Origin of the sequence: Halococcus thailandensis JCM 13552 (assembly GCF_000336715.1) — an archaeon.
In the GTDB taxonomy this organism is placed as follows: domain Archaea; phylum Halobacteriota; class Halobacteria; order Halobacteriales; family Halococcaceae; genus Halococcus; species Halococcus thailandensis.
The window spans coordinates 1-20,451 of record NZ_AOMF01000171.1 but is presented as its reverse complement, the minus strand read 5'-3'; the positions used below and the strand labels follow the sequence as shown (position 1 = coordinate 20,451).

Genomic DNA, 20,451 nt, shown 5'->3' with positions numbered 1-20,451 from the left:
GTCTTTTGACTGGCCGGCTACAACCCATCCCGATGAGTGACGGCGAGGCGGTCGACGAAACGGGACGACCGAATATCGCGGTGCTCGCGTCCGCCGACGGGGCGGCCGACGTCGTCGAGACGGTACGAGCCGCCGGCGGCGTCGCCGGAACCGCCACCGCGGAGACGGTCGCCGGAACCGATCTCGTGATAGCGCCCGCCGGCGATGCGATCGCCGCCCTCGCCACGGCGGACGTCGCCACACCTATCTTGCCGATCACCGACGGTCTCCGTCCCGAAACCGCCGAGCGGCTTCTCGACGGGCAATACACCGTCACGGAGCGGCCGCTCGTGGCCGTCGAGACCGACGGCGGGATCGCTCACGCGCTTTCCGACGTCACCCTCGCGACGGCGGCCGCGGCGACGATCTCCGAGTTCTCACTCGACCGGCCGGACCGGAGCACACCGATCGCCCGATTTCGCGCCGACGGCGTGGTCGTCACGACGCCGGCGGGCAGTCGTGGCTACGCCCACGCCGCTGGCGGGCCGATCGTCGCCCACGGGAGCGACGTGCTGACCGCCGTCCCGATCTCACCCTTTGCGACCGATCCCGACCACTGGGTCGTGCCGCTAACCGATCTCTCGCTCACCGTCGAGCGCGACGACGCCGACGTGGAGCTGCTGGTCGACGGGCGGACGGTCGAGACGGTCGATCCGGGAGCGCCGGTGAAGCTTGCGCGTGCCGGAACGCTGCCGGTCGTCTCGTTGCCCGATGGCGACCGGGAATGAGAAACCTTCTAATGGAGTCGCGTTGGACGATACCCTATGAATCCGCTCTCGCTGTTCGGCCCGGTCGATGCCGTGCTCGGTAGCGGCGAGCCACCGCTGATCGTCTACGTGCTCGTCGTGCTCGCCGTGGTGAACCTCGCGACGCGTGCGCTCTCGCACCGCTCGAACGTCTCGCAGGCGGACGAAGGCGATGCCGACGCCATCGAACAGCATCCCGCCCACATCGCCAGCACCATCCTGCTCATCCTCGGCTCGTTCTACCTCGGTACCGTCGAACTCCACTCGGGGATGGTGCTGTCGGTGCTCGTCGTCGGGATGTTCGTCACCGACTTCTTCGAACTCGAAGCCAGACGCGTCGAGGTGCGCAACGATCGCGAGATCGGCCAGCCGAAGGCGGCCGTCGCCGCCTCCGTGCTCGTCGTGCTCTATGCGGCCTACCTCAGCGTCTTCTTCGTCATCGCCCCGCTGTGGAACGCCGTCGTCTGAGACGACGCGAGCGATCGAACCACGCTGTCGAGAACGGTTTTGCGACGCGTTGGAATGGGACTGTTTTTACTTCGTTCGGTGGGCCATGATCAGCGCGCGCTCGTCCGCGAGTCAAGCGAGGCACGAACAGAGTGAGTTTCTCAACTGACGGGCACCAGTGTGGATCGGCGTGCAGGGCTACGCGAGCGCAGCGAATGAGTGATTCGGCCGAGTGGTCTGTGGCTGTCACGGTGCAGTTGGCGACAGACCGGTATAGCCGAACATACTGCGCTCTCGACGAATCGGAATGAGCCTGTAAACTGGATACCATACAGAACTATCTCAGTACCGAACAGCAGTACGTCGTCGAACCATCGAGAGCAGTGAGAGACAGCTGCAATCGCTGCTCGTGGATGTGACGGTCGACAGAAAATGCAGATCGAATCAGTTCGACGAGCGACGGTCGCGCAGCGCGGCACGGGCCTGCCGGCCGGCCGGGATGAGCACCCAGAAGGTGATCGCGCCGAAGATGGCGAACCAGAACAGCGCCTCGCGCAGGGTGAGTGCGATGTTGCCGTAGATCGCGGGATCGGTTGGGACCTCCGCGATGAGCTGCGTGCTCTCGAACCCCTCGGTCGTGTACCAGCCGGAGAAGACCATCCAGCCGAACAGCCCGCCACAGAGAGTAGCGAGCCCCTTGATGAATTCGTCACTCATTGTCCGATTCTCCACCGCTGTCGTCTTGAGCCTTTCCCATCCCCTCGGTGCGAAAGCGCGTGCCGAGGACGTAGATGCCGGCTCCGAGCGCGATGAAGCCGATGCCGACGAGCGCGCTCACGAGCGTGAACAGACTCCCGCCGGCGTCCGCGAGCCCGATCGTCTCGAACAGCACCGAGAGCGGTCCGGCACCGCCGGTGGCGGCGTCGAGAAAGCCGAACCCCAGAATGACGCAGACGATCGCCAGCAGCGTCGAGAACACCGTCACCGCCTTGTAGGCGCGCAGCGGGACGACGATCTCGCGCGACTCGCTCGCGCCCTCGCTGTCGTCGCTCACCGCGGTGGCCGCAGCCGGTAGTACCGCCGGTTGAGCTCGAACATGTAGCCCTCACGCATCGCCTTCAGGATCGCGTAGGTGATGAACCCGGCCACGAACGGCAGGAGGAACGTCATGTCGAACAGCAGGTGGACGTTCACCCACGCCGGCCAGAGGTTCTTGATCGACAGCCCGCTGATCATCACGGCGAAGACGACGCCGAAGACGCCGACGGCCGACCAGAACGGCTGCTCGACGGGCCGGCGCGCGCTCCCCTTGTTCAGGAACGGCACGAGGGCGATGAACCCGACGACGACCAGGTTGGCGAGCACGCCGTAGGTGGCGTCTTTCATCAGCTTCTGGCCGCCGAGGATGGCGAGATCGGGGTTCAGCGGCCCGAGTTTCAGCAGGCCGAACGACCAGTAGAGATACCAGTCGGGCAGGATGATCGCCGGCGTCGTCGACGGATCGGCCGGCGCGCCGAGATGCGGCGGCAGCGCGGCCGCCAGAAAGAGGATCAGGCCGACGAAGAAACTCGTCAGCGAGAGGTTGCGGATCATCTCGTGGGGCCACGTCGGGAACGCGAGCACGTCACGCTCGACGTAGCTCGACTCCGTTCGCAGATCCTGATCCTCGCGCCGGGAGCGCTCGAAATACTCGTAGGTGAGTCGCGAGAGCCCCTGGCGGCGCTCCTTGCGTTCGCGCCACGTCGGTGTCTCATCGTCCGGCGCGACGATACCCGCGCCGTCGGCGGCGACCTCCTCGGTGGCGTCTGTCGTGTCCTCGGTGTTGGTAGTGTCTGTCATTGTACTAGTGTGGCTCCGCGATCCCCTGCATCCAAACGATCCCGATGTGGACGGCGATCAGCGACGTCACGACGAACGGCAACAGGAAGACGTGTAACAGATACATCCGCATGAGCGTCGCCTGTCCGAGCGCGAACCCGCCGAAGATCAGCTGGGCGACCCACTCGCCGATCAGCGGAATCGAGAGGCTCATCTCGACGCCGATCTGGCCGGCCCAGTAGGCGAGCTGGTCCCACGTCAGCAGGTAGCCCGTGTAGCCGAACACCATCGTCAGGCTGATCAGGACGATGCCGAGGATCCAGTTGAGTTCGCGCGGCTCCTTGTACGCGCCGGTGAAATACACCCGCAGCATGTGCAGGAAGACGGCGGCGGTCATCACCTGCGCCGCCCACCGGTGGAGACTCCGGAGGAAGAACCCGAAGTTGAGATCGGTCATGATCATCGTCAGCGCGTTGTAGGCCGCCGACGGATCGCCGGCGGTCGATGGGGCGTAGTAGAACCCGAGCAGCGCGCCCGAGAGCGCGGCGACGACGTACGCGATCGTCGAGAAACTCCCGAGCGCGTAGAGCGGGTACCAGTACCAGAACTTGTTGTCGAGGTTGTACTGCTCGGTGTGGCTCTTCGGCATCTGGAGGTTGACCTTGTAGTAGAGGTTCTCCAGCACTTCGAGATAGTCGACGATGCGCAGGCGCTTGTCGAGCCACATCAACACCGTGAGATACGTGCTCTCGATCGGTGTCAGCTCCTTCTGCTCCATCCAGCCCGCGTGATCGTGTTCGTCGGGGCGTTCGAGACTCATGCGCTGCTCTCCCCGCCGCTACTACTCCCGCTGCTCTCGCCGCTATCCTCCGGCCGCGGGAGCGAGGTGAACTGAAGCTTCACGGGGTTGAACGGGTCGTACACCGACTGGTGGCAGGGACAGTAGACGTCGTTCGCGCCCCCGAACTTCGCGCTCTGAGCCGAGGACTTGAACCCCGGCACACAGCAGAAGTGGGTACACTTGTTCAGCCACGCGATGAACCCCTTCTCGGTACTCGCCTTGATCCACTCGGGGTGGTCGCTCTCCTTCGCGAGATCCTCGATGCGCGTGCTCCTGAGGATCTGTATCGGGGCCGTCTCCTGGGGCGGGAGATCCTCCGATCGCCAGCGACCCATCGCCGGCTTGCCGAGCCCGTCCTTGCCGATGTCGTTGCCCCACGACTCGTAATCGTCGAAATCGCTGACCTTGAGCTTGTCACCGGCGCTCAGATCGCTCATCCAGTCGTAGCTCGTCGAGGCCGACTCGGAGACGCGGAAGAAGTTGTCCTGATCGGCGTCGGGCGCGATGCCGGCGTACGTCTGGACGCCACAGTACTGGAACCACTCGCTGGAGTAGGTGATGCCGCCGAGTTGTGTCTCTGCGACCTTCACCTCCTCGTTGTCGACCGTCTTCGTCTCTACCTCCGGCCAGACGCCCTTCAGATAGCCGTCCGAGTCGATCTCGACCGGTATCTGTGGCATCCCGCGCGGTGCCGGGCCGGCAGTGTTCTCGATACCGAAATACTGCGTCGCCCCACCACCGGAGCCCGAGGAGGTGGTGGCGTATTTGATCCCGGTCGCACCGGTGATGCCGGTCGCGCCGAGCGCCGATGCACCGACGACGCCCTTCACGAACCGTCTGCGTCCCGATTCAGCCGGATAGCTGTCTTCGTCTTCTGGCATTGTTATTTCTTGTAGTACGGATAGACCGCTCGTTTCACACTGTCCCACATCCCGCCACCGGCCATGCTCGTCCCCTCCATCTGCTCCTCGCGGATGTAGAGGTCTTCCCACTTGCGCCGGCGTTTCTTGACGATCATCACGTCCGGGAGGAACTCCTTACGGTAGAGGAGGAGGACGAACGCGAGATCGACGAAGACGACCGCCAACACCGCGCCGAGATACATGTTGCCGACCTCTCTGGTCCCCCAGCCGTTGATCAGTCCGTAGGCGAACAGACCGACGAACACCACCTCGACGATGGTGAGCAACACGATGGCGACGGCCGCGGCGGTGCTCTCTCTGGCCGGCTCGTAGCGGTGAATATCGCCGTAGGTACTACCTGACGTTGACATTTTCAGTCACCTCCCTTCGCGTTCGGTGATTCGCCGTATTTCACGACGAAAAACGTGTAGACCAGCGACAGCACCATCATCAGGATGGTGGCGATCCCGACGAAGTGCGCCTGGAACGGCACGCCCATCTCCTCGGGGCTCGGTTCTTCCTCCCCACCGCCACCACCGCTGCCGCCACCGCTCGATCCGACCTCGATGGTGCCGACCATGCCCGCCGACTCGTGTGGCGTGCAGACGTACTCCTGAGCGCCGGCTTCCTGGAAGGCCGGCGTGGTGTAGCTGAACCCTTTGTCCTCGATCGGCTCGTGGCCCCAGTCGCCGTTGCTCGGGCTCACGTTGTGACCGCTCGACTCCCAGACGAACTTCACCTTCCCGCCCGTCGGGAGCGAGAGCGTCTCGGGTTCGAATTTCAGCGAGCCGCCGGGGCCGACCTTCACCGTCTTCGTCGGGCCACCGCCGCCCCCACCGCCGCCGGCGCTCTGATTGCCGCCACCGCTCTGGTTGCCACCGCCGGAGGCGTTGCCACCCCCGCCGGACGCGTTCCCGCCGCCACCGCCGGACGCATTGCCCTGCTGTGCGGCGGCGGTCCCGCTGGCGGCGGCCGAACCACCTGCCGCGGCGCTTGCTGCCAGCAGAAAATCCCGCCTGTTCATGTGTATCCACACTCTGGACTGGCTTCGCATAAGTCCACCGGATGCGGGTATCGCACCTCAGACGGAGGAGGCCGAGTCGTCCAGTTCGTCCGTCTGTGGGTCGTCGTCGGCACCCTCGACGGCGGAAGCGTCGGCCGGCTCGCGATAGCGCTCGGGGAGGAACTCGGGGCGCTCGTCGGAGCCGATCCCGACCGCACGCAGTCGGTCGCGGTACTCCTCCGAACGGAACTTGTCGGAGAGCCGCGCGTTCGCCACCTGGACGAACAACAAAATTGCGACGAGGGCGAACACGATCCCGGCGACCGGCGCGAACAGCGTCTCGACGGGGAAAAAGACCCACGCGACGATGAGTCCGAGCCCGGCCAGCAGCTGGGCGGCGGCGACGAGCTGGAGCATCCAGTTACCGAGCTCGCCACCGCCCTCCGGAACCGCCGACGGTTCCGGCAGCAGTTCGCCCTCCGGCGGCTCGGCGACGTCGTAGTCGTCCATCGAGCAGAGCGCGACGGTCGGTTTGACGTCCCGCAACACCGTGCCCCGCCCCTCGACGCTCCCGTCGGGGTAGACGACGGCATAGCCCTCGTCGGAGTAGGCGAGCAGCCCGTCCTCGACGCCTTCGAGCCTGGCGAAGACGTCCCGCTCGGCGATGCGATTTCTGAGATCGGCCTCGACGCGCGCGAGGAGTTCGTCGCCGGTGATCCACGAGTCGGCGTCGAAGGCCGCGTCCCACTCGTCGGCGCTCATCTGGGCCATGTCGGTCGGCCCGAAATCGTCGAAATCGTACGTCTCCTCGACCCGCTGGCGGAGCTGATCGGTCGAGTCAGCCGCGTCCGCGTCGGTCGCTGCGGATGCATCCTTGTTCCCGGTGTCGGCTTTCTCGCCGACAGCCGCGTCGCTGTCGGCGTCGGTGCCGCTCTCACCTGCCCGCTCGTCTCCCTCGTCCGCCGTGGGTCGGGAGTCGGCCATCGTCTTTCGTACGCCACCGATCGGGTTAGGCTTTCCGACCGCCAGCGCACGGGTTTCGGCAGCCTTTAGCGCCCGCGACGGCGATATTCCCCATGTTCGGGCTGACCGACGCGACGGTGGCGACGATCGTCGCGATACTGGTCACGGCGAGCTTTCCCTGCTTTCTCTACGGCGCGTGGATCATGATCGACACCGAGAAGGTGACGTGGGGCGTGCTCGTCTACCATCTCAAGTTCATCGTCACCGGACTGACGCTCACGACCGTGCCGCTGCTGGTCTGGATGCTCCCCCGCCTGTTCGGCCAGCTCGGTGGCGCGTCCGCCCTGCACGCCTTTCTCGGGCTGCAAGCCTACGCGCTGCTCGCGTTCGCCTTCACGGGGATTGTCCGCATCTTCCGGGCGAAACGGAAGTACAACCTCTATCACGACTACGACGAGGACGTGCTGCTCTCGGAGATCGGCTCCGACCGGATGGATCACTGGCGAAACCGGCTGCGCATCGGCGTCTTCGGCTACGTGATCTTCTGGCTGCTGGCCTATCTCGTCGGCATCGCTCGCTTCGCGTTCGCCTATTTTTTCTGATGAACGGTACACCGCCCGACGGAGGTCGGACGGTGGATGCCACGTGCAGCCCCGCCGGCTGCGTCTCGTCGCTCGACCCCCACACAAAAACCACCGTCGATCGTTCGTTCGTTTTGCGACGAAACGACACGGAACCGTCCGAAACGACTCAGGCCCACTCCTCGCCGCTGGCGAGGTCGGTCGACGAATCCACCTTCGACGACGGACAGATGTCTTCGAGCACACAGTCCCCACACTCCGGGTTGCGCGCCGTGCAGGTCGCCCGTCCGTGGTCGATGAACAGATGCGTGAACGCCTGCCAGCGTTCGGCGGGGACGAACTCCATCAGGTCTTCCTCGATGCGCTCGGGTCGCTGCTCCTCGGTGAGTCCGAGCCGTCGCGTCAGCCGCTGGACGTGCGTGTCGACGACGATTCCCTCGACCACGTCGTAGCCGTGCTGGAGGACGACGTTCGCCGTCTTCCGGCCGACACCTGGCAGTTCGGTGAGTTCGCCCATCGTGTCGGGAACGTCTCCGTCGTACTCCTCGACGACGATCTGAGCCGACTCACGGATGTAGCTCGCCTTGTTGTTGTAGTAGGTGATCGAGTTCAGCGCCTCGGCGAGTTCCTCCTGAGGTGCGTTCGCGAACGCTTCCGGCGAGGGGTAGCTCTCGAAGAGCTCGTCGGTGGTCTCGTTGACCCGCGCATCGGTACACTGTGCGGAGAGGATCACCGCGACGAGCAGTTCGAACCGATTCGAGAAATCGAGCGAGATGGTCGTGTCCGGATACTCCGCGTCGAGACGGTCGATAACGGCAGTGGCCTGTGCCTCACGCGAATCGAGCGGCGTGCCCATGTGCCGCGTCCGATCGAGCGCGGTTTGAGGCGTTCGGTTCCACGGATGGCACGTTCGCCTGTCCGTTCCGGGACGTTTATTCGCGCGTCGCCCGCCACACGGGTATGAAAGCCACTGCGCGGGCACACCCGATCCAGGGGCTCGTGAAGTACCACGGAATGCGCGACGACGAACTCAGACTCCCCTATCACGACTCGATCAGCGTCTGCACCGCGCCGAGCAGCACCACGACGACCGTGGCGTTCGACGAATCGCTCGACGAGGATCGGTACGTCATCGACGGCGAAACGGTCGACGGGCGGGGTCGCGAGCGCATCGAAGCGGTCGTCTCGCACGTTCGCGAGCGCGCGGGAATCAGCAGCCACGTACGCTTCGAGAGCGAGAACGACTTCCCGACGAACGTGGGCTTTGGCTCCTCGTCGTCGGGCTTCGCGGCGGCGGCGCGGGCGCTCTGTGCGGCGGCGGAACTCGATCTCTCGCTGCCGGAGATCTCGACGGTCGCGCGGCGCGGGTCTGCCTCGGCTGCACGCGCGGTGACGGGTGGGTTTTCCGATCTCCACGCCGGGCTGAACGATACCGACTGTCGCTCGGAACGCATCGAGAGCGGCCTCGAAGACGATCTCCGGATCGTGAGCGCGCTCGTGCCCGCGTACAAGGAAACCGAGGAAGCCCACCGCGAGGCCGCCGATAGCCACATGTTCGAGGCACGCCTCGCCCACATCCACGGCCAGCTCGCTGAGATGCGCGACGCGCTCCGTAGCGACGATTTCGAGCGGACGTTCGAACTCGCCGAGCACGACTCGCTCTCGCTCGCCGCGACGACGATGACCGGTCCCTCCGGCTGGGTCTACTGGCAGCCCACGACGCTCGAAATCTTCGACGTGGTGCGCGATCTCCGCGAATCGGGCGTTCCGGTCTACTTCTCGACCGACACCGGCGCGAGCGTCTACGTCAACACGACGGCCGAACACGTCGATCGCGTCGAGAGCGCCGTCGCCGACTGTGGCGTCGAAACCCGAACGTGGGAGGTCGGTGGCCCCGCGCGCGTCCTCGACGAGTCGGAAGCCTTGTTTTAAATCAACGATTACAACTACGCGATTGCGGTGGCGCGCGGGAGCGCCGTAGGCGCGACTCGCGCGAGGGATGAGCGAACGACCGGGGGAAGTGAGCGAATCGGCTGGGGAGGATGTGGTGCGGTACGATTCGGTGGTGGAAGGTCAGGTGTTGAACCGCGAGCGAGGCGAAGCCGAGCGAGCGGGAGTTTTTAGTCCAGGTTTTTGCGAACCCGCGAGCGGAGCGAGCGGGTGAAGTAAAAAAGTGGGAGGTGAGTCGGCTGGGGAGGGTGTGGCTTGCGGTCCTCAGTTGTAACGTGCGAGTGCGGAACTCCGCGATAGCGCATTATCAAAATACCCATACTAAGAATGAGAACACGACTCGGGGAGAGGAATATCTGAAGAACCGCATTCTCAAGCCATATAACCGACTAGCTCCTACGGTCAACGATGCGAATTGCCGTTCTCGGGGCCGGCTACGCCGGTCTCACGCTCGCCCGCCAGCTGGAGAAGGAGCTGCCCGAATCGGCCGAGCTGGTCGTCGTCAACGACCGGCCGGACCATCTCGTCCAGCACGAACTCCACAGAGTGGTTCGCCGGCCGGCGCTCGCCGACGAGATCACGGTCGCGCTCGACGACGCCCTCGACCGTGCGACCGTCCGCGTCGCGCGCGTCACGGACGTCGACCACGAACAGGGTGTCGCCGAGCTCGACGACGACCAACTAGAGTACGACGTCGCTGCAGTCTGTCTCGGTGCCGAGACGGCCTTTCACGACCTACCCGGCGTCGAGGAGCAGGCCACGCCCCTGAAGCGGCTGCCCGACGCTGCCCGCATCCGTGAGGAGTTCCTCGATCTCGATGCCGGCGGCCGGGTCGTCGTCGGCGGTGCGGGGCTCTCGGGCGTGCAGGTGGCGGGCGAGTTGACCGCACTCGCGCGCGAGGAGGAAATCGACCGCGAGGTACTCCTGCTCGAACGCCTCGACAGCGTCGCCCCCAACTTCCCGGCGGCGTTCCAGGAGGCGGTCCGCGAGGAACTCGAAAGCCGTGGCGTGGTCGTCCGGACCGGACGGGCCGTCGAGCGCGCCACCGACGAGACGATCGAGTGCGAGCACGAGACGATCGACTACGACCAGTTCCTCTGGACCGGCGGCATCCGCGGACCGGGCGCACTCTCCGGCGAGCGACCGATCGTGTCCGACACGCTCGAACTCGGTGGGGATACGTTCGTCGTCGGCGATGCCGGGCGGGTCACGGACGCCGATGGGGCAGCAGTGCCCGCGAGCGCCGCGGCGGCCGTGCGCGAGGCACACAGCGTCGCCGGGAGCATCGTCGATATCGTCGAACACGATGGGACTGACGAGATATTCGATCCGCGGCCGGAGCGGTTCAGGTTCGACGCGCCGGGCTGGCTCGTCAGCGTCGGCGACGGCGCAGTGGCACAGGTCGGACCGACCGTCTTCCGCGGAACGGCGGCGAAAGCGATGAAGACCACCGTCGGCGCGGGCTATCTCTCCTCGGTCGGCGCGATCGCGAACGCCGCCGATCTCGTTCGCGAGGAGCTGGCGAGCGACTGACGACGATTATCGAGGGTATTATAGGCGGCACGCCGGCTGATTGAGGTATGACCAGACGCGTCGCACTGAGCGTGGTGCTCGCAGCCATGCTGTTGCTCGCGGGCTGTTCACAGCTCGCGACGGCTCCGAACGAGGCCGGCGAGACGACCACCGTCGAATCGAACGCGACCACGACCGACGTGGCCGAGACGACGCAGACGGCGACCCAAGCGCCGACGCCGACGATCCAGGGACAGGTGGCGACCACGACGGCGTCGTCGACGCCGACCGCGACGGCCACGCCATCGCCGACAGCCACGGCGACACCGACCGCAACCGCCACAGCGACACCGACTGCGACCGAGACGCAGACGACGACCGGTGAGGCGAAACACGTCGTCATCATCGGCGGCGAGCCCGACGAGAAGGTGAACTACCGGATGACGGTCACGGGCTCGATCGAGCGTCGCGGACAGAGCTACGGCGCGCCGATCGACGACAGCGGCGTGACGCAGGACCCCGATCTCGACATCATCTCCGGCTCGACCGTCGCCGGGCGGCTCGGCGGCGGCGGTGACGCCTACCGGATCACCGGCGAGATTACGGACTTCGAGGGCGGGGACAACGTCGAGGTGTACGTCGACGGTGAGGAGATCGACGTCGATTCGGAGTAGCGACGGCGAGTGCTGTTTTTGAGTTGAAGACCGTTCGATACGCCGTACTGATGGATATGAAACAGAGACGGACGCCCGGGGTTGCCCGGCGTTCCGGCACGGGGAAGCCCGCGTGCCTCCTCCACCCCGCGACCCGTCGAGCGATGGCTGTCCGGCGGTCCGCTGCTCGCTTCCGCGCCTGACGGACTGCCGCCGACTAACCGCGGCCGGTCGTCCCTGCGGACGAACGCCCACGGACCGCCGCCCCCGACGGACGAGGCTTCGACGTTGGCTTGCGGGGCCCGTGCCGGTCTGTCCGGACGCGCCCAGGGTTCGGTCCCCGCTGAAGACCGTGGTGCGGGTTGAGAGCAGGGCCTAACTGCCCGACCTAGTCCGGTTCGAAATAGCTAACTCCCGCATAAGGACTTTTCGTTCCACCTTTTGCTGCACTCAGTCGCTCCCGTCGGTCGCTCCGTCGCTGTCTTCGCGCGGCTCCGCCGCGTGAATGGCCCGAGGCGCTCCGCGCCTCGCTTCGGTCACTCCTCGGCCCGCTCACTCGCGCTGCTCGTTCGCGGTACAAAATCACGACACGTTCCGCAAGCCGCTCCGCAACCACACCGCCGAAGCCCTCGCATCCCTACGGGATGCTCGCCCTTCATCCACCAGGACGCGTTCTCTCGGCCAGCAGCCACGTGCACAGACACCAGAAGTGGTCATGTCTTCAGTTGTGCCCCGCCAACGATGGCGGGAACCTCTACACGAGCGCGAGTGCGCGAGCGTACCAGGCACCGCTGGCCGGAACCACGAGCGAGACGAGGGTCAGCAGCCAGCGATGGAACTCGATGAGCGAGGTGGTCGACAGCTGGAAGACGGTGCTCTCGGGCACTGTCAGGCTCCAGACGAGCGAGACGCCGACGATCACGAGACCGAACACGAGCGCGACGCCGGCGGCGGTCGCGGGATCGGTCCGGCCCGAGCGCCCGGCGGCGAGGACGATCACCGTCACCGCGGCGAACAGTCCGGCGACAAGCGGGTTGACCGCCCCGTCGCCGTAGTAGATGCCGATCGCGCCGGCGTCGGCACCGAGATACGGCGCGAGAAGCGCCAGCAAAACGAGACCACAGCCGACGATGCCGACAAGCGGGGCGACCCGCGACCCGTCCATACCCACGTTTCGACCGGCGGCGTCTTAATCGCCCCGTTCGAGCGCGAACCAAAGAGCCACGTGGCTTCGCGCCAACCGACCGACATGGGACTCGGCAACACGGCGAAGAAGCTCCAGCGGGTGGCCGACATGGCCGAAACGCTCTACGAGAAGGTCGACGAACTCCGTACACGAGTCAACGAGGTCAAGGCACACGTCGAGACGACGAGCGAACGCGTCGAGCGTATCGAACGCGATCTCGACGACCAGCGCGCCATCCTGGATGCGCTAGCGCGCGAGCAGGACATCGACGTCGATTCACTGCTCGCCGGAGCGGCCATCGAGGAGGCCGAACCCGGCCACGCGAGCGACGCCGGATCGACGACCGACGACGCCGACGGAACGACTGCGACTGGAGAATAACCACACGTTCGCCGCTATTTCGGTTCTTCTAACCGATCCGTTCAGCAGAGTCGCTGGTGTTCGACCTTCATACAGCGATCCACGACGACCTGCCGGCCATCCGCTTCGGCGCGTTCGGTCGCCTCCTCGTCACGAATGCCGAGCTGCGTCCAGATGACGGGCGAATCTTCGCGGTCGAGCGCCGCGTCGACGATCCCACTCACCTCGTCGCTCGGCCGAAACACGTCGACGATGTCGATCTCTTCGTCCACGTCGGCGAGCGAGTCGTCGGCCTCGCGGTCGAAGATCTCGTCGGCGTGGGGGTTCACCGGGATCACCTCGTAGCCGTGCTCGCGGAGGTAGCGCGGGATCTCGTGGGCGTCCTTGCCCGGCGTCGACGAACAGCCGACGACCGCCACCGTCTCGTGATCGAGGATCGCGCGGAGCTCGTCGTCGTCAGTGACTGGCATAGTAGAGATAGGCCGCCGGCGAGGATAAGAACACCGGCCTACACGGCGACCGCGAGCCGGCCGACGACGAACGCGCCGCCCGCGAGGAACATCGCGTAGCTCAGGTGTTCCTGCCCTGCAGTGGGGTCGCCGAAGCTCTCGACGGCCGCGACGGCCATGACCAGATCGGCGATCGCGACGACGGCGAGATACGGCCAGCCGAACGTCTCCTGGAGATAGGGCAAGGGGCTGGCGAGCAGCGCGATCGCGAGCAGCGCGATCGCGAGCCAGAGCGCTGGGCGCTCGCCGATGGCGATCGGTAAGGTATGGAGCCCCTCGCGACGGTCGCCCGCGACGTCCTCGATGTCCTTGACGATCTCGCGGGCGACCGTCGACAGCGCCGCGAGCGCGAACAGCACGACGACCGCCTCGGTGATCCGCCCGACGGCCGCCGCACCGAACAGGAACGTGCTCCCGCCGAGATAGCCGACGACGAGGTTGCCGACGCCGGGCAGTCCCTTGAACAGTTCCGTGTAGGCGACGAGCGCGACGAGGTTGACGACGGCGATGGCGATGGCGACGAGCGGGAGCGCGAGCGCGAGCACGACTGCGCCGCCAAACAGCAGCACGCTGAACCACAGCGCCGCCCGGGGCGTGACCGCACCCCGAGGGATCGGGCGGTCGGGCTCGTTGATCCGGTCGATCTCGCGGTCGAAGTAGTCGTTCATCGCGTTGCCCGCGGCGGTGGCGAGAACCGTCGCACCGACGGCCGCCCCGACCGCGATCGACGCGTCGAGACCACCGGCGACGAACGCACCGATGAACGTGAGCATCCCCGCGGCGACGGCGTTGACGGGTCTGGTGAGTTCGAGCAGGCCGCGAGCACGCTCGCCGGACATGGCCCTTCTCCCGGCGGTATCCGCATAAATGGCGCGAAACGCGACGACCGGGGGATTTAACTACGACTCGGCGCAATCGAGGAGTACGGGCGCTTAGCTCAGTTTGGACAGAGTACTTGGCTTCGGACCAAGCTGTCGCGGGTTCAAATCCTGCAGCGCCCACTTATCCGACGAGCGAAATAAGTCGATAGTCGCACGCAGTTCGTTCGGAAAGAGGGAGTCGTTTCAGTAACTGTCGTAGACGGTTTTGATGATGGTGAAGTAGTCCATCCCCTCCTCGCCCTGCTCGCGGTAGGTCTCGCTGGAGGAGGCGTTCATCCCGCCGAAGGGCACGTGGAGTTCCAATCCCGTGGTGGCTTCGTTGACCTTCACGATGCCGAAGTCGATCTCGTCGACGAACCGGTTGGCTTCGTTGTGATCCTCGGTGACGATCCCTGCGGCGAGCCCGTATTCGACATCGTTGGCGAGTTCGATCGCCTCGTCCAGATCGGAGAACGTCATGATCCCGGCGAACGGGCCGAAGACCTCCTCCTGCATCACGGTCGCGTCGGAGTCGAGCCCCGTGACGACCGTCGGCTCGACGAAGTGGCCGTCCTCGTACTCGCTGCCCTCGGGCTGGCCACCGCCGTACTCGATCGTCGCGCCCTCGTCCTGTGCGGTCTCGATGTAGTCGAGTGTGGTTTCGAGCTCGCTCTCGGAGACTTTCGGTCCCATCCCGGGATCCTCGACCGAATGGCCGATCTCGACACCCTCGGCGTAGTCGACGAGCGCGTCGACGAACTCCTCTTCGACCGATTCGTGGACGAGCACGCGCTCGGTCGCGGTACAGGCCTGCCCCGTGACACCGAAGGCACCGCCGCCGACGATCCGTGCGGCCTCCTCGATGTCGGCGCTCTCGGTCACGATCGTCGGGTTCTTCGAGCCGAGCTCGGTCTGGATGCGCTTGTGGGCGTCGGTGGCCTGCTCGTAGATCATATCGCCGACCTGCCGACTGCCGGTGAACGAGACCGCGTCGACGTCCTCGTGCTGGATGATCGGCTGGCCGACCTCCTCGCCGCTCCCGGTGAGCACGTTGACGACGCCGTCGGGCACGCCAGCCGCGTCGGTGGCCTCGTCCATGCACTCGACAACCTTCAGATAGACCGTCGGTGCGTCGCCCGAGAGCTTACAGACGACGGTGTTGCCCGTCGCGAGCGCCGGGGCCATCTTCCAGGCGGGGATCGCGATGGGGTAGTTCCAGGGCGTGATCAGCCCGGCGACGCCCACCGGCTCGCGCACGGTGTAGAGGTTCTGTCCCTGCGCGCTCGGGTTGTAGCTCTCGCCGGCGTAGTCCATCGCGCGCTCGGCGTAGTAGTAGAAGATGTTGACCGCACGACCCACCTCGCCGGACGCCTCCGAGAGCGTCTTCCCCTCCTCGCTCGCGAGCGTCTCGGCGAGTTCGTCGCGGCGCTGATCCATCCGCTTTGCCGTCTCGCGCAGGAACTTCCCGCGCGCGGGACCGGGCGTGTCGGCCCACTCGTCCTGTGCGGCCGCGGCCGCCTCGACGGCCCCGTTGGCGTCAGCCTCGCTCGATTGCTGGACTTCGGCGACGACCTGGGTCGTGTCCGATGGGTTGCGCACCTCGAAGGTGTCACCGGTTTCGCTCGCGCGCCACTCACCGTCGACGTAGTTCTCGTAAGTATCTGCCATCTCCAGATGGCTACGGGACCAGGGCATACCCCTCTTTCGGCTTCGATAGCAAGCCCCACCCCGTGAAACTTTGTGGACGGCCCACCACGACCTACTATGCGCTACTACCGCACGATCCAGGACGGGGCGGCACGGCTCGTCGCCCGCGACGGCGAGAAGGCCTACGATCTCACGGCCGCACGCGAGGGGCTCGACTCGTTCGCCGCGCTGGCGAGCGTCGCCGACGTGCTCGGCACGGGCATCGACGGCGTCGTGGAGGGGTTGACCGCGGACGCGCCGCTGCTCGACGCCGATTCGGTCGCCTCGCGCGCGACGGTGCCCGCCGTCCCCGACGAAGTGTGGGCTGCCGGCGTCACCTATCAGGTCAGCAGCGACGCCCGCGAGGAGGAGAGCGGCCGTGGCGAGATCTATCAGGGCGTCTTCGAGGGTGATCGACCGGAACTGTTCTTCAAAGCCACCGCATCCCGGACGGTGGGGCCGGGCGAGAAAGTGGGGATCCGCGGGGATTCAGACTGGGACGTGCCCGAACCCGAACTCGCCGTAGTCGTCCACCGCGGCGACATCGTCGGCTACACCGTCGGTAACGACATGAGCAGCCGCTCGATCGAGGGCGACAACCCGCTCTATCTCCCGCAGGCCAAGATCTACGACCGCTGCTGTGCCATCGGGCCCGCGATCGCCTCGCCCGAAACCGTCGGTGATCCACAGGATCTCGAACTCTCGATGCGGATCGAACGCGGCGAGGAGGTCATGTTCGACGACAGCACCTCGACCTCCCAGCTCGTACGCTCGCCCGAGGAACTCGTCTCCTATCTGAATCGCCACAACCAGGTCCCCGAGCTCGCCGTCCTCCTTACGGGCACGTCGCTGGTGCCCGAAGAGTTCACGCTCGAAGCCGACGACGAGATCGCCATCGGGATCGAAAACGTCGGTCGGCTCGAAAACGGGGTAACGACGGTTTAGTTCAGAACGAGACCGTCTCGACGTCGTCTTCGGTTCCGAGATAGACGTCGTCGACCATATCGAGGAAGATCCCGTGTTCGAGTACGCCGGGGATCTGCTCGATGTCGCGGGCGGTCCCGCTGGTATCGTCGAGCCCGCCGAAGTCGCAGTCGATGACGAGATTGCCGTTGGCGGTGAACAGGGGCCCGTCCTTGCGCTCGGCCATTCGGAGTTCGGGGTCGCCGCCAACATCTCTGAGGTCCTCGGCGACGACTTCGCGTGCGTCGGGCATCACCTCCACAGGCACGGGATAGTCGAGCGGGTCGGTGGCCTTCTCCTCGTCGGTGGCGATGACGAGTCGATCTGCCATCGCGTCGATGATCTTCTCGCGGGCGTGCGCGCCGCCGCCACCCTTGATCACCGTGGGTTCCTCCTCGGAATACTGATCCGCACCGTCGATCGTCACGTCGAGTTCGGTCACTTCGTCGAGATTGACGAGTGGGATGCCCGTCTCCTTGGCGAGTTCGTGACTCTGGAGCGACGTGGCGACGCCGCGGACGTCCTCCAGTTCGCCCTCGCGGAGCAGCCGCCCGATCTCGGCGACCGCCCACGCGGTCGTGCTGCCGGTGCCGAGACCGACGTCCATCCCGCTCTCGACGACGTCCTGTGCTGTGCGCTCGCCACCCCGCCGCCGGCGCTCGTCGAAGACGCCGTCGGTGCCGCTCTTGATGCGCCGCGGCGACGGGATGATGGCGATCCGCTCGCGGATTGCCGATTCGTCCATCTCGACGCCCGCCGCATCGAGTTGCTCGCGGGCGTCTTCGACCACTTCGTCTTCGGTTGCGGCCCAAACGTGGATATCGTTCTCGTCGTCGGTGAATTCCTTTGCCATGGTTACTCCTCCTCGTCGGCGAGCGGTCCGACCGGGTCGACGTCCTCGTCGTCGCGGAGATCGTGACGCGCCTCGTTGTCGACCCGCCCGTGCAGGCGTTCGCTCCTGATACCCTCGTCCTCGCCGAAGGGGTGTTCGCCGAAGCCGTGGCGCATCATCGCGATGGCTCGGTAGGCGTGGCGTTGGTTGCCGCGTGATTTGAACAGTTCGGTGACCGACTGGCTGATGACGGGGATCGGCGTCTCGCCCTTGTACGCCTCGCTCACGAGCCAGTTGACCTCGCCGGTGTCCTCGATGTAGTTCGGAACGTCGTCGAAATCGGGTGCGTCGGACTGCTGGTTCTCCTTGCGCAGCCCCTTCTCCATCAGTTCGACCAGCCAGCTCTCGATGACCGCGCCGTTCGACCAGTTGTGGAAGACGTCGGCCATGTCGAGATCGAACTGGCCCGCCTCCAGCAGCTCGACGCCCTCGGCGATCGACTGGAGCATGCCGAACTCGATACCGTTGTGGACGAGTTTGACGAAGTGGCCGCTACCCGGCGGACCGACGTGGAGCAGTCCCCCGTCGACCGAGAGCAGATCGAGATACGGTTCGGCGATCTCGAACCCGTCCTCCTTGCCGCCAACCATGAAGCAGGCTCCCTCGCTCGCGCGCGGTGGGCCACCGCTGGTGCCCGTGTCGAGGTAGTAGATCCCCTGGTCCCACGCGCGCTCCTCGCGGCGGATCGAGTCGCGCCAGAAGGAGTTGCCGCCGTCCATCACGACGTCGCCCTCCGCCAGCTGGTCGAGCAGGTCGTCGAGTTCGTCGTCGATCATCGGGCCGGCGGGCAGCGAGAGGTAGATCACCCGTGGCGCGTCGAGTTCGTCGACGAGCGTGTCGTACGCGCCCGCGTCGTGGACTTCGACGCCTTCCTCTTCGAGCTCCGGACGGTCGGCCGTATCGAAACCGACCACCCGAACGTCCTTCTCGACGGCCTGTTTCGCGAGGTTGCCGCCGATCTTTCCCAATCCGACGATGCCGAGTTCGAGATCAGTGTCTGACATGAATGGATCCTGCTGAGCCGCTGTCGTTCGATCGCCACGATCGCTGGATCGCGTGCCGTTCGTCAATCACCTCACAGCACGAGAGTATAGAACTATCGCCTGCATTCGTCGGCCCGTCTGGGTCACTAAACGTAGTCGGCGTAGACGTCCCACGACGGGTCCGCGGCGGGCGGTTCGATCCGCTCGTCGTCGACGTACGCCCCAGTTCCCTCCGAAACCTCGCCGACGACGGCCGCGGTCGTCCCGCGGGATGCAAGCGCGTCGAGAACGGGGTCGACGCCCGAAGAATCGACCGCGAGCAGGAGCGAGCCGGCGCTGGTCGCCGCCCACGGGTCGATGTCGAGGAACTCGCAAACGGGTTCGACGCCGGGGCGCATCGGCACGCGCTCGCGATCGATGTCGAAGCGTACGCCGGTGCTTTCGGTCATCTCGCAGAGCGCGCCGCGGAGTCCGCCTTCGGTCACGTCGTGCATCGCCGTCACCGGACCGGCGGCCGCGGCCGCGAGCGCGTCGCGCACGGCCTGCGCATCGTCGAGGCGCTCGCGGGCCGTATCGAGCGTCGACTCGGGCAGATCCATCTCGTCACCGAACAGCGTCGTCAGCAGACCGACCGCCTCGACCGCGGGACCGGTCGTCAACAGGAGCGTGTCGCCGGGACGCGCGCCGTCCGGGCGAACGATCTCGTCCCGATCGCCGACGGCCATCACCGTCGCGCCGCCGACCCAGGGGAACGAACAGCCCTCGTAGCGGGCGGTGTGGCCCGCGACGACACTCGCACCCAGATCACTGGCCTCACGGTCGAACGCCTGCCAGAAAGTAGCAAATTCGGCGTCGGTCATCGACGGCGGGAGCGTGAAATCGAGCGAGAGATAGGCCGGCGGGAGCCCCGAGACCGCGACGTCGGCACAGACGACCTCGAAGGCGAACCGGCCCGCGCGCTCGAAGCCGAGTTCCGGGAGAACGGAGATCGGATCGGTGGCGACGACCAGCGATCTGTCGTCAAGATCGACGACCCCGAAGTCGACGCCGTGCTGCGGGCCGAGCACGACTTCCTCGCGCTCGGCACCGAGATGCGGGTAGATGTGTTCGTCGAAGAAGGCACCGTCGACTTTACCGTATGCTGGCATGACGGCGTTACTCGCTACCGATAAAAACGGTGTTCGGTTCGGATCGGGCCGATCAGTTGCCGACGTCGGTGGCACGCTCGACGACGTCGGGACTGTAGAGCTCCTCGAGGTCGTCGTGCTGGTCCGGACGGTGCTCGTAGACGTCCTGGAAGAGGCTGACGGGCGTCATCGACGCCTGATAGGTCGCCTCGTCCCACATCCGATCGTTCGAGACGTCCACCGAGATGCCGTCGATCTCGATGGTCGCGGCGCGCTCCATCGCGATCGCACCGGTGCCGGCATCACGGGCTTCTTCGAACTGCTCCATCGAGTCGACGATATCGTCCATGCTCGGGACGTACTCGACCATGTCGAGCAGCTCCTCGCTGAGTTCCTCCTCGTCGAGGTGGCGCTCGTCGCTCCCGACGGT

General features: G+C 65.9%; 24 protein-coding genes, 1 tRNA gene, 1 other RNA gene and 1 pseudogene. 9 read left to right on the top strand and 18 right to left on the bottom strand.

Annotation, left to right across the window (positions count from 1 at the left end; genetic code table 11):
- Window positions 1–32: 32 nt before the first annotated feature.
- A complete protein-coding gene (locus tag C451_RS16320; RefSeq protein ID WP_007742280.1) occupies window positions 33–767 on the top strand; it encodes an NAD(+)/NADH kinase in 735 nt (244 codons plus the stop codon).
- 36 nt (window positions 768–803) lie between these two features.
- Window positions 804–1,253: a DUF7313 family protein gene (locus C451_RS16315; RefSeq protein WP_007742279.1), complete on the top strand. Its 450-nt coding sequence runs from the start codon at window positions 804–806 to the stop codon at window positions 1,251–1,253.
- A 423-nt stretch (window positions 1,254–1,676) separates the two neighbouring features.
- Here the strand turns inward: C451_RS16315 and C451_RS16310 are convergent, their stop codons facing one another.
- Genes C451_RS16310 through C451_RS16275 form a run of 8 tightly spaced genes read right to left on the bottom strand, consistent with a single transcriptional unit; the run spans window position 1,677 to window position 6,780 of the window.
- A complete protein-coding gene (locus C451_RS16310) occupies window positions 1,677–1,949 on the bottom strand; it encodes a DUF7314 family protein (RefSeq protein ID WP_007742278.1) in 273 nt (90 codons plus the stop codon).
- Window positions 1,942–2,286: a DUF7315 family membrane protein gene (locus tag C451_RS16305; protein WP_007742277.1), complete on the bottom strand. Its 345-nt coding sequence runs from the start codon at window positions 2,284–2,286 to the stop codon at window positions 1,942–1,944. The genes C451_RS16310 and C451_RS16305 overlap by 8 nt, the downstream gene beginning before the upstream one ends.
- The gene (locus tag C451_RS16300; protein ID WP_007742276.1) at window positions 2,283–3,071 is read right to left on the bottom strand and encodes a cytochrome b; all 789 of its coding nucleotides are present in this window, start codon (window positions 3,069–3,071) and stop codon (window positions 2,283–2,285) included. Before C451_RS16300 ends, C451_RS16305 begins: the two co-directional genes overlap by 4 nt.
- A 4-nt stretch (window positions 3,072–3,075) precedes the next feature.
- On the bottom strand, window positions 3,076–3,870 hold the full coding sequence (locus C451_RS16295; RefSeq protein ID WP_004055460.1) for a cytochrome b: 795 nt from the start codon (window positions 3,868–3,870) through the stop codon (window positions 3,076–3,078).
- A complete protein-coding gene (locus C451_RS16290; protein WP_007742275.1) occupies window positions 3,867–4,772 on the bottom strand; it encodes a hypothetical protein in 906 nt (301 codons plus the stop codon). Before C451_RS16290 ends, C451_RS16295 begins: the two co-directional genes overlap by 4 nt.
- A gap of 2 nt (window positions 4,773–4,774) precedes the next feature.
- Window positions 4,775–5,164 (bottom strand): DUF7318 family protein, encoded by a 390-nt coding sequence (locus C451_RS16285; RefSeq protein ID WP_004055462.1) that lies wholly within the window; start codon window positions 5,162–5,164, stop codon window positions 4,775–4,777.
- A 2-nt stretch (window positions 5,165–5,166) separates the two neighbouring features.
- The gene (locus C451_RS16280) at window positions 5,167–5,817 is read right to left on the bottom strand and encodes a plastocyanin/azurin family copper-binding protein (protein WP_007742272.1); all 651 of its coding nucleotides are present in this window, start codon (window positions 5,815–5,817) and stop codon (window positions 5,167–5,169) included.
- 57 nt (window positions 5,818–5,874) lie between these two features.
- A complete protein-coding gene (locus C451_RS16275; protein ID WP_007742271.1) occupies window positions 5,875–6,780 on the bottom strand; it encodes a DUF7319 domain-containing protein in 906 nt (301 codons plus the stop codon).
- 92 nt (window positions 6,781–6,872) lie between these two features.
- On the opposite strand from C451_RS16275, the gene C451_RS16270 reads away from it, so the two are divergent.
- On the top strand, window positions 6,873–7,361 hold the full coding sequence (locus C451_RS16270; RefSeq protein WP_007742270.1) for a DUF7321 family protein: 489 nt from the start codon (window positions 6,873–6,875) through the stop codon (window positions 7,359–7,361).
- A gap of 148 nt (window positions 7,362–7,509) precedes the next feature.
- On the opposite strand, the gene nth is transcribed toward C451_RS16270, so the two are convergent.
- Window positions 7,510–8,196, bottom strand: coding sequence for an endonuclease III (gene nth, locus C451_RS16265; RefSeq protein WP_007742268.1), 687 nt, complete (start codon window positions 8,194–8,196; stop codon window positions 7,510–7,512).
- A 104-nt stretch (window positions 8,197–8,300) separates the two neighbouring features.
- Here nth and mvaD point away from each other — a divergent pair, with 104 nt between their 5' ends.
- The 3 genes from mvaD (at window position 8,301) to C451_RS23850 (ending at window position 11,476) form a co-directional block, all read left to right on the top strand.
- Window positions 8,301–9,272, top strand: a complete 972-nt coding sequence (gene mvaD / locus C451_RS16260; RefSeq protein ID WP_007742266.1) for a phosphomevalonate decarboxylase MvaD — start codon at window positions 8,301–8,303, stop codon at window positions 9,270–9,272.
- A gap of 426 nt (window positions 9,273–9,698) precedes the next feature.
- Window positions 9,699–10,823 carry an NAD(P)/FAD-dependent oxidoreductase gene (locus C451_RS16255; RefSeq protein ID WP_007742265.1) on the top strand — a complete coding sequence of 375 codons (1,125 nt, stop codon included), beginning with the start codon at window positions 9,699–9,701 and terminating at the stop codon, window positions 10,821–10,823.
- A 47-nt stretch (window positions 10,824–10,870) separates the two neighbouring features.
- Complete coding sequence (locus tag C451_RS23850) at window positions 10,871–11,476, top strand: hypothetical protein (RefSeq protein WP_007742264.1); 606 nt, start codon at window positions 10,871–10,873, stop codon at window positions 11,474–11,476.
- 65 nt (window positions 11,477–11,541) lie between these two features.
- Here the strand turns inward: C451_RS23850 and ffs are convergent.
- Together ffs and C451_RS16245 are read right to left on the bottom strand one after the other, a co-directional pair.
- Window positions 11,542–11,854: signal recognition particle sRNA (gene ffs / locus C451_RS21185), an RNA gene on the bottom strand.
- Between the two features lie 355 nt (window positions 11,855–12,209).
- Window positions 12,210–12,620 (bottom strand): DUF7548 family protein, encoded by a 411-nt coding sequence (locus C451_RS16245; protein WP_007742263.1) that lies wholly within the window; start codon window positions 12,618–12,620, stop codon window positions 12,210–12,212.
- A gap of 84 nt (window positions 12,621–12,704) precedes the next feature.
- Between C451_RS16245 and C451_RS16240 the strand changes: the two genes are divergently transcribed.
- A complete protein-coding gene (locus tag C451_RS16240; protein WP_049913178.1) occupies window positions 12,705–13,022 on the top strand; it encodes a DUF5798 family protein in 318 nt (105 codons plus the stop codon).
- 41 nt (window positions 13,023–13,063) lie between these two features.
- Here C451_RS16240 and C451_RS16235 read toward each other — a convergent pair whose 3' ends face one another.
- Together C451_RS16235 and C451_RS16230 are read right to left on the bottom strand one after the other, a co-directional pair.
- The gene (locus tag C451_RS16235) at window positions 13,064–13,471 is read right to left on the bottom strand and encodes a CoA-binding protein (protein WP_007742257.1); all 408 of its coding nucleotides are present in this window, start codon (window positions 13,469–13,471) and stop codon (window positions 13,064–13,066) included.
- A 38-nt stretch (window positions 13,472–13,509) separates the two neighbouring features.
- Complete coding sequence (locus C451_RS16230) at window positions 13,510–14,349, bottom strand: geranylgeranylglycerol-phosphate geranylgeranyltransferase (protein WP_007742256.1); 840 nt, start codon at window positions 14,347–14,349, stop codon at window positions 13,510–13,512.
- Window positions 14,350–14,436: 87 nt separating this feature from the next.
- Between C451_RS16230 and C451_RS16225 the strand changes: the two genes are divergently transcribed.
- A tRNA-Arg gene (locus tag C451_RS16225) sits at window positions 14,437–14,511 on the top strand.
- Window positions 14,512–14,574: 63 nt separating this feature from the next.
- Here the strand turns inward: C451_RS16225 and xacF are convergent.
- Window positions 14,575–16,038, bottom strand: coding sequence for a 2,5-dioxovalerate dehydrogenase (xacF, locus tag C451_RS16220; RefSeq protein ID WP_049913187.1), 1,464 nt, complete (start codon window positions 16,036–16,038; stop codon window positions 14,575–14,577).
- 96 nt (window positions 16,039–16,134) lie between these two features.
- Here xacF and C451_RS16215 point away from each other — a divergent pair, with 96 nt between their 5' ends.
- Complete coding sequence (locus C451_RS16215) at window positions 16,135–17,001, top strand: fumarylacetoacetate hydrolase family protein (protein WP_007742254.1); 867 nt, start codon at window positions 16,135–16,137, stop codon at window positions 16,999–17,001.
- 1 nt (window position 17,002) lies between these two features.
- Here the strand turns inward: C451_RS16215 and rpiA are convergent, their stop codons facing one another.
- The 4 genes and pseudogenes from rpiA to C451_RS16195 all read right to left on the bottom strand — a co-directional run.
- Entirely contained in the window at window positions 17,003–17,872 is an 870-nt protein-coding gene (rpiA, locus tag C451_RS16210; RefSeq protein WP_007742253.1) for a ribose-5-phosphate isomerase RpiA, read from the bottom strand.
- A gap of 2 nt (window positions 17,873–17,874) precedes the next feature.
- A complete protein-coding gene (locus C451_RS16205) occupies window positions 17,875–18,915 on the bottom strand; it encodes an NADP-dependent phosphogluconate dehydrogenase (protein ID WP_049913177.1) in 1,041 nt (346 codons plus the stop codon).
- A 125-nt stretch (window positions 18,916–19,040) separates the two neighbouring features.
- Window positions 19,041–20,042, bottom strand: a complete 1,002-nt coding sequence (locus tag C451_RS16200) for an AIR synthase family protein (protein WP_007742251.1) — start codon at window positions 20,040–20,042, stop codon at window positions 19,041–19,043.
- Window positions 20,043–20,094: 52 nt separating this feature from the next.
- Window positions 20,095–20,451, bottom strand: a pseudogene (locus C451_RS16195) (malate synthase); the annotation flags it as partial.

Bases quoted from the DNA above. Each gene is read 5' to 3' on its own strand.
- nth (WP_007742268.1), bottom strand. From the start codon at position 8,196: ATGGGCACGCCGCTCGATTCGCGTGAGGCACAGGCCACTGCCGTTATC.
- rpiA (WP_007742253.1), bottom strand. From the start codon at position 17,872: ATGGCAAAGGAATTCACCGACGACGAGAACGATATCCACGTTTGGGCC.
- C451_RS16275 (WP_007742271.1), bottom strand. From the start codon at position 6,780: ATGGCCGACTCCCGACCCACGGCGGACGAGGGAGACGAGCGGGCAGGT.
- xacF (WP_049913187.1), bottom strand. From the start codon at position 16,038: ATGGCAGATACTTACGAGAACTACGTCGACGGTGAGTGGCGCGCGAGC.
- C451_RS16270 (WP_007742270.1), top strand. From the start codon at position 6,873: ATGTTCGGGCTGACCGACGCGACGGTGGCGACGATCGTCGCGATACTG.
- C451_RS16320 (WP_007742280.1), top strand. From the start codon at position 33: ATGAGTGACGGCGAGGCGGTCGACGAAACGGGACGACCGAATATCGCG.
- C451_RS16215 (WP_007742254.1), top strand. From the start codon at position 16,135: ATGCGCTACTACCGCACGATCCAGGACGGGGCGGCACGGCTCGTCGCC.
- C451_RS16290 (WP_007742275.1), bottom strand. From the start codon at position 4,772: ATGCCAGAAGACGAAGACAGCTATCCGGCTGAATCGGGACGCAGACGG.
- C451_RS16280 (WP_007742272.1), bottom strand. From the start codon at position 5,817: ATGAACAGGCGGGATTTTCTGCTGGCAGCAAGCGCCGCGGCAGGTGGT.
- C451_RS16230 (WP_007742256.1), bottom strand. From the start codon at position 14,349: ATGTCCGGCGAGCGTGCTCGCGGCCTGCTCGAACTCACCAGACCCGTC.
- C451_RS16310 (WP_007742278.1), bottom strand. From the start codon at position 1,949: ATGAGTGACGAATTCATCAAGGGGCTCGCTACTCTCTGTGGCGGGCTG.
- C451_RS16200 (WP_007742251.1), bottom strand. From the start codon at position 20,042: ATGCCAGCATACGGTAAAGTCGACGGTGCCTTCTTCGACGAACACATC.
- C451_RS16285 (WP_004055462.1), bottom strand. From the start codon at position 5,164: ATGTCAACGTCAGGTAGTACCTACGGCGATATTCACCGCTACGAGCCG.
- C451_RS16255 (WP_007742265.1), top strand. From the start codon at position 9,699: ATGCGAATTGCCGTTCTCGGGGCCGGCTACGCCGGTCTCACGCTCGCC.
- C451_RS23850 (WP_007742264.1), top strand. From the start codon at position 10,871: ATGACCAGACGCGTCGCACTGAGCGTGGTGCTCGCAGCCATGCTGTTG.
- C451_RS16205 (WP_049913177.1), bottom strand. From the start codon at position 18,915: ATGTCAGACACTGATCTCGAACTCGGCATCGTCGGATTGGGAAAGATC.
- C451_RS16315 (WP_007742279.1), top strand. From the start codon at position 804: ATGAATCCGCTCTCGCTGTTCGGCCCGGTCGATGCCGTGCTCGGTAGC.
- C451_RS16245 (WP_007742263.1), bottom strand. From the start codon at position 12,620: ATGGACGGGTCGCGGGTCGCCCCGCTTGTCGGCATCGTCGGCTGTGGT.
- mvaD (WP_007742266.1), top strand. From the start codon at position 8,301: ATGAAAGCCACTGCGCGGGCACACCCGATCCAGGGGCTCGTGAAGTAC.
- C451_RS16295 (WP_004055460.1), bottom strand. From the start codon at position 3,870: ATGAGTCTCGAACGCCCCGACGAACACGATCACGCGGGCTGGATGGAG.
- C451_RS16300 (WP_007742276.1), bottom strand. From the start codon at position 3,071: ATGACAGACACTACCAACACCGAGGACACGACAGACGCCACCGAGGAG.
- C451_RS16235 (WP_007742257.1), bottom strand. From the start codon at position 13,471: ATGCCAGTCACTGACGACGACGAGCTCCGCGCGATCCTCGATCACGAG.
- C451_RS16240 (WP_049913178.1), top strand. From the start codon at position 12,705: ATGGGACTCGGCAACACGGCGAAGAAGCTCCAGCGGGTGGCCGACATG.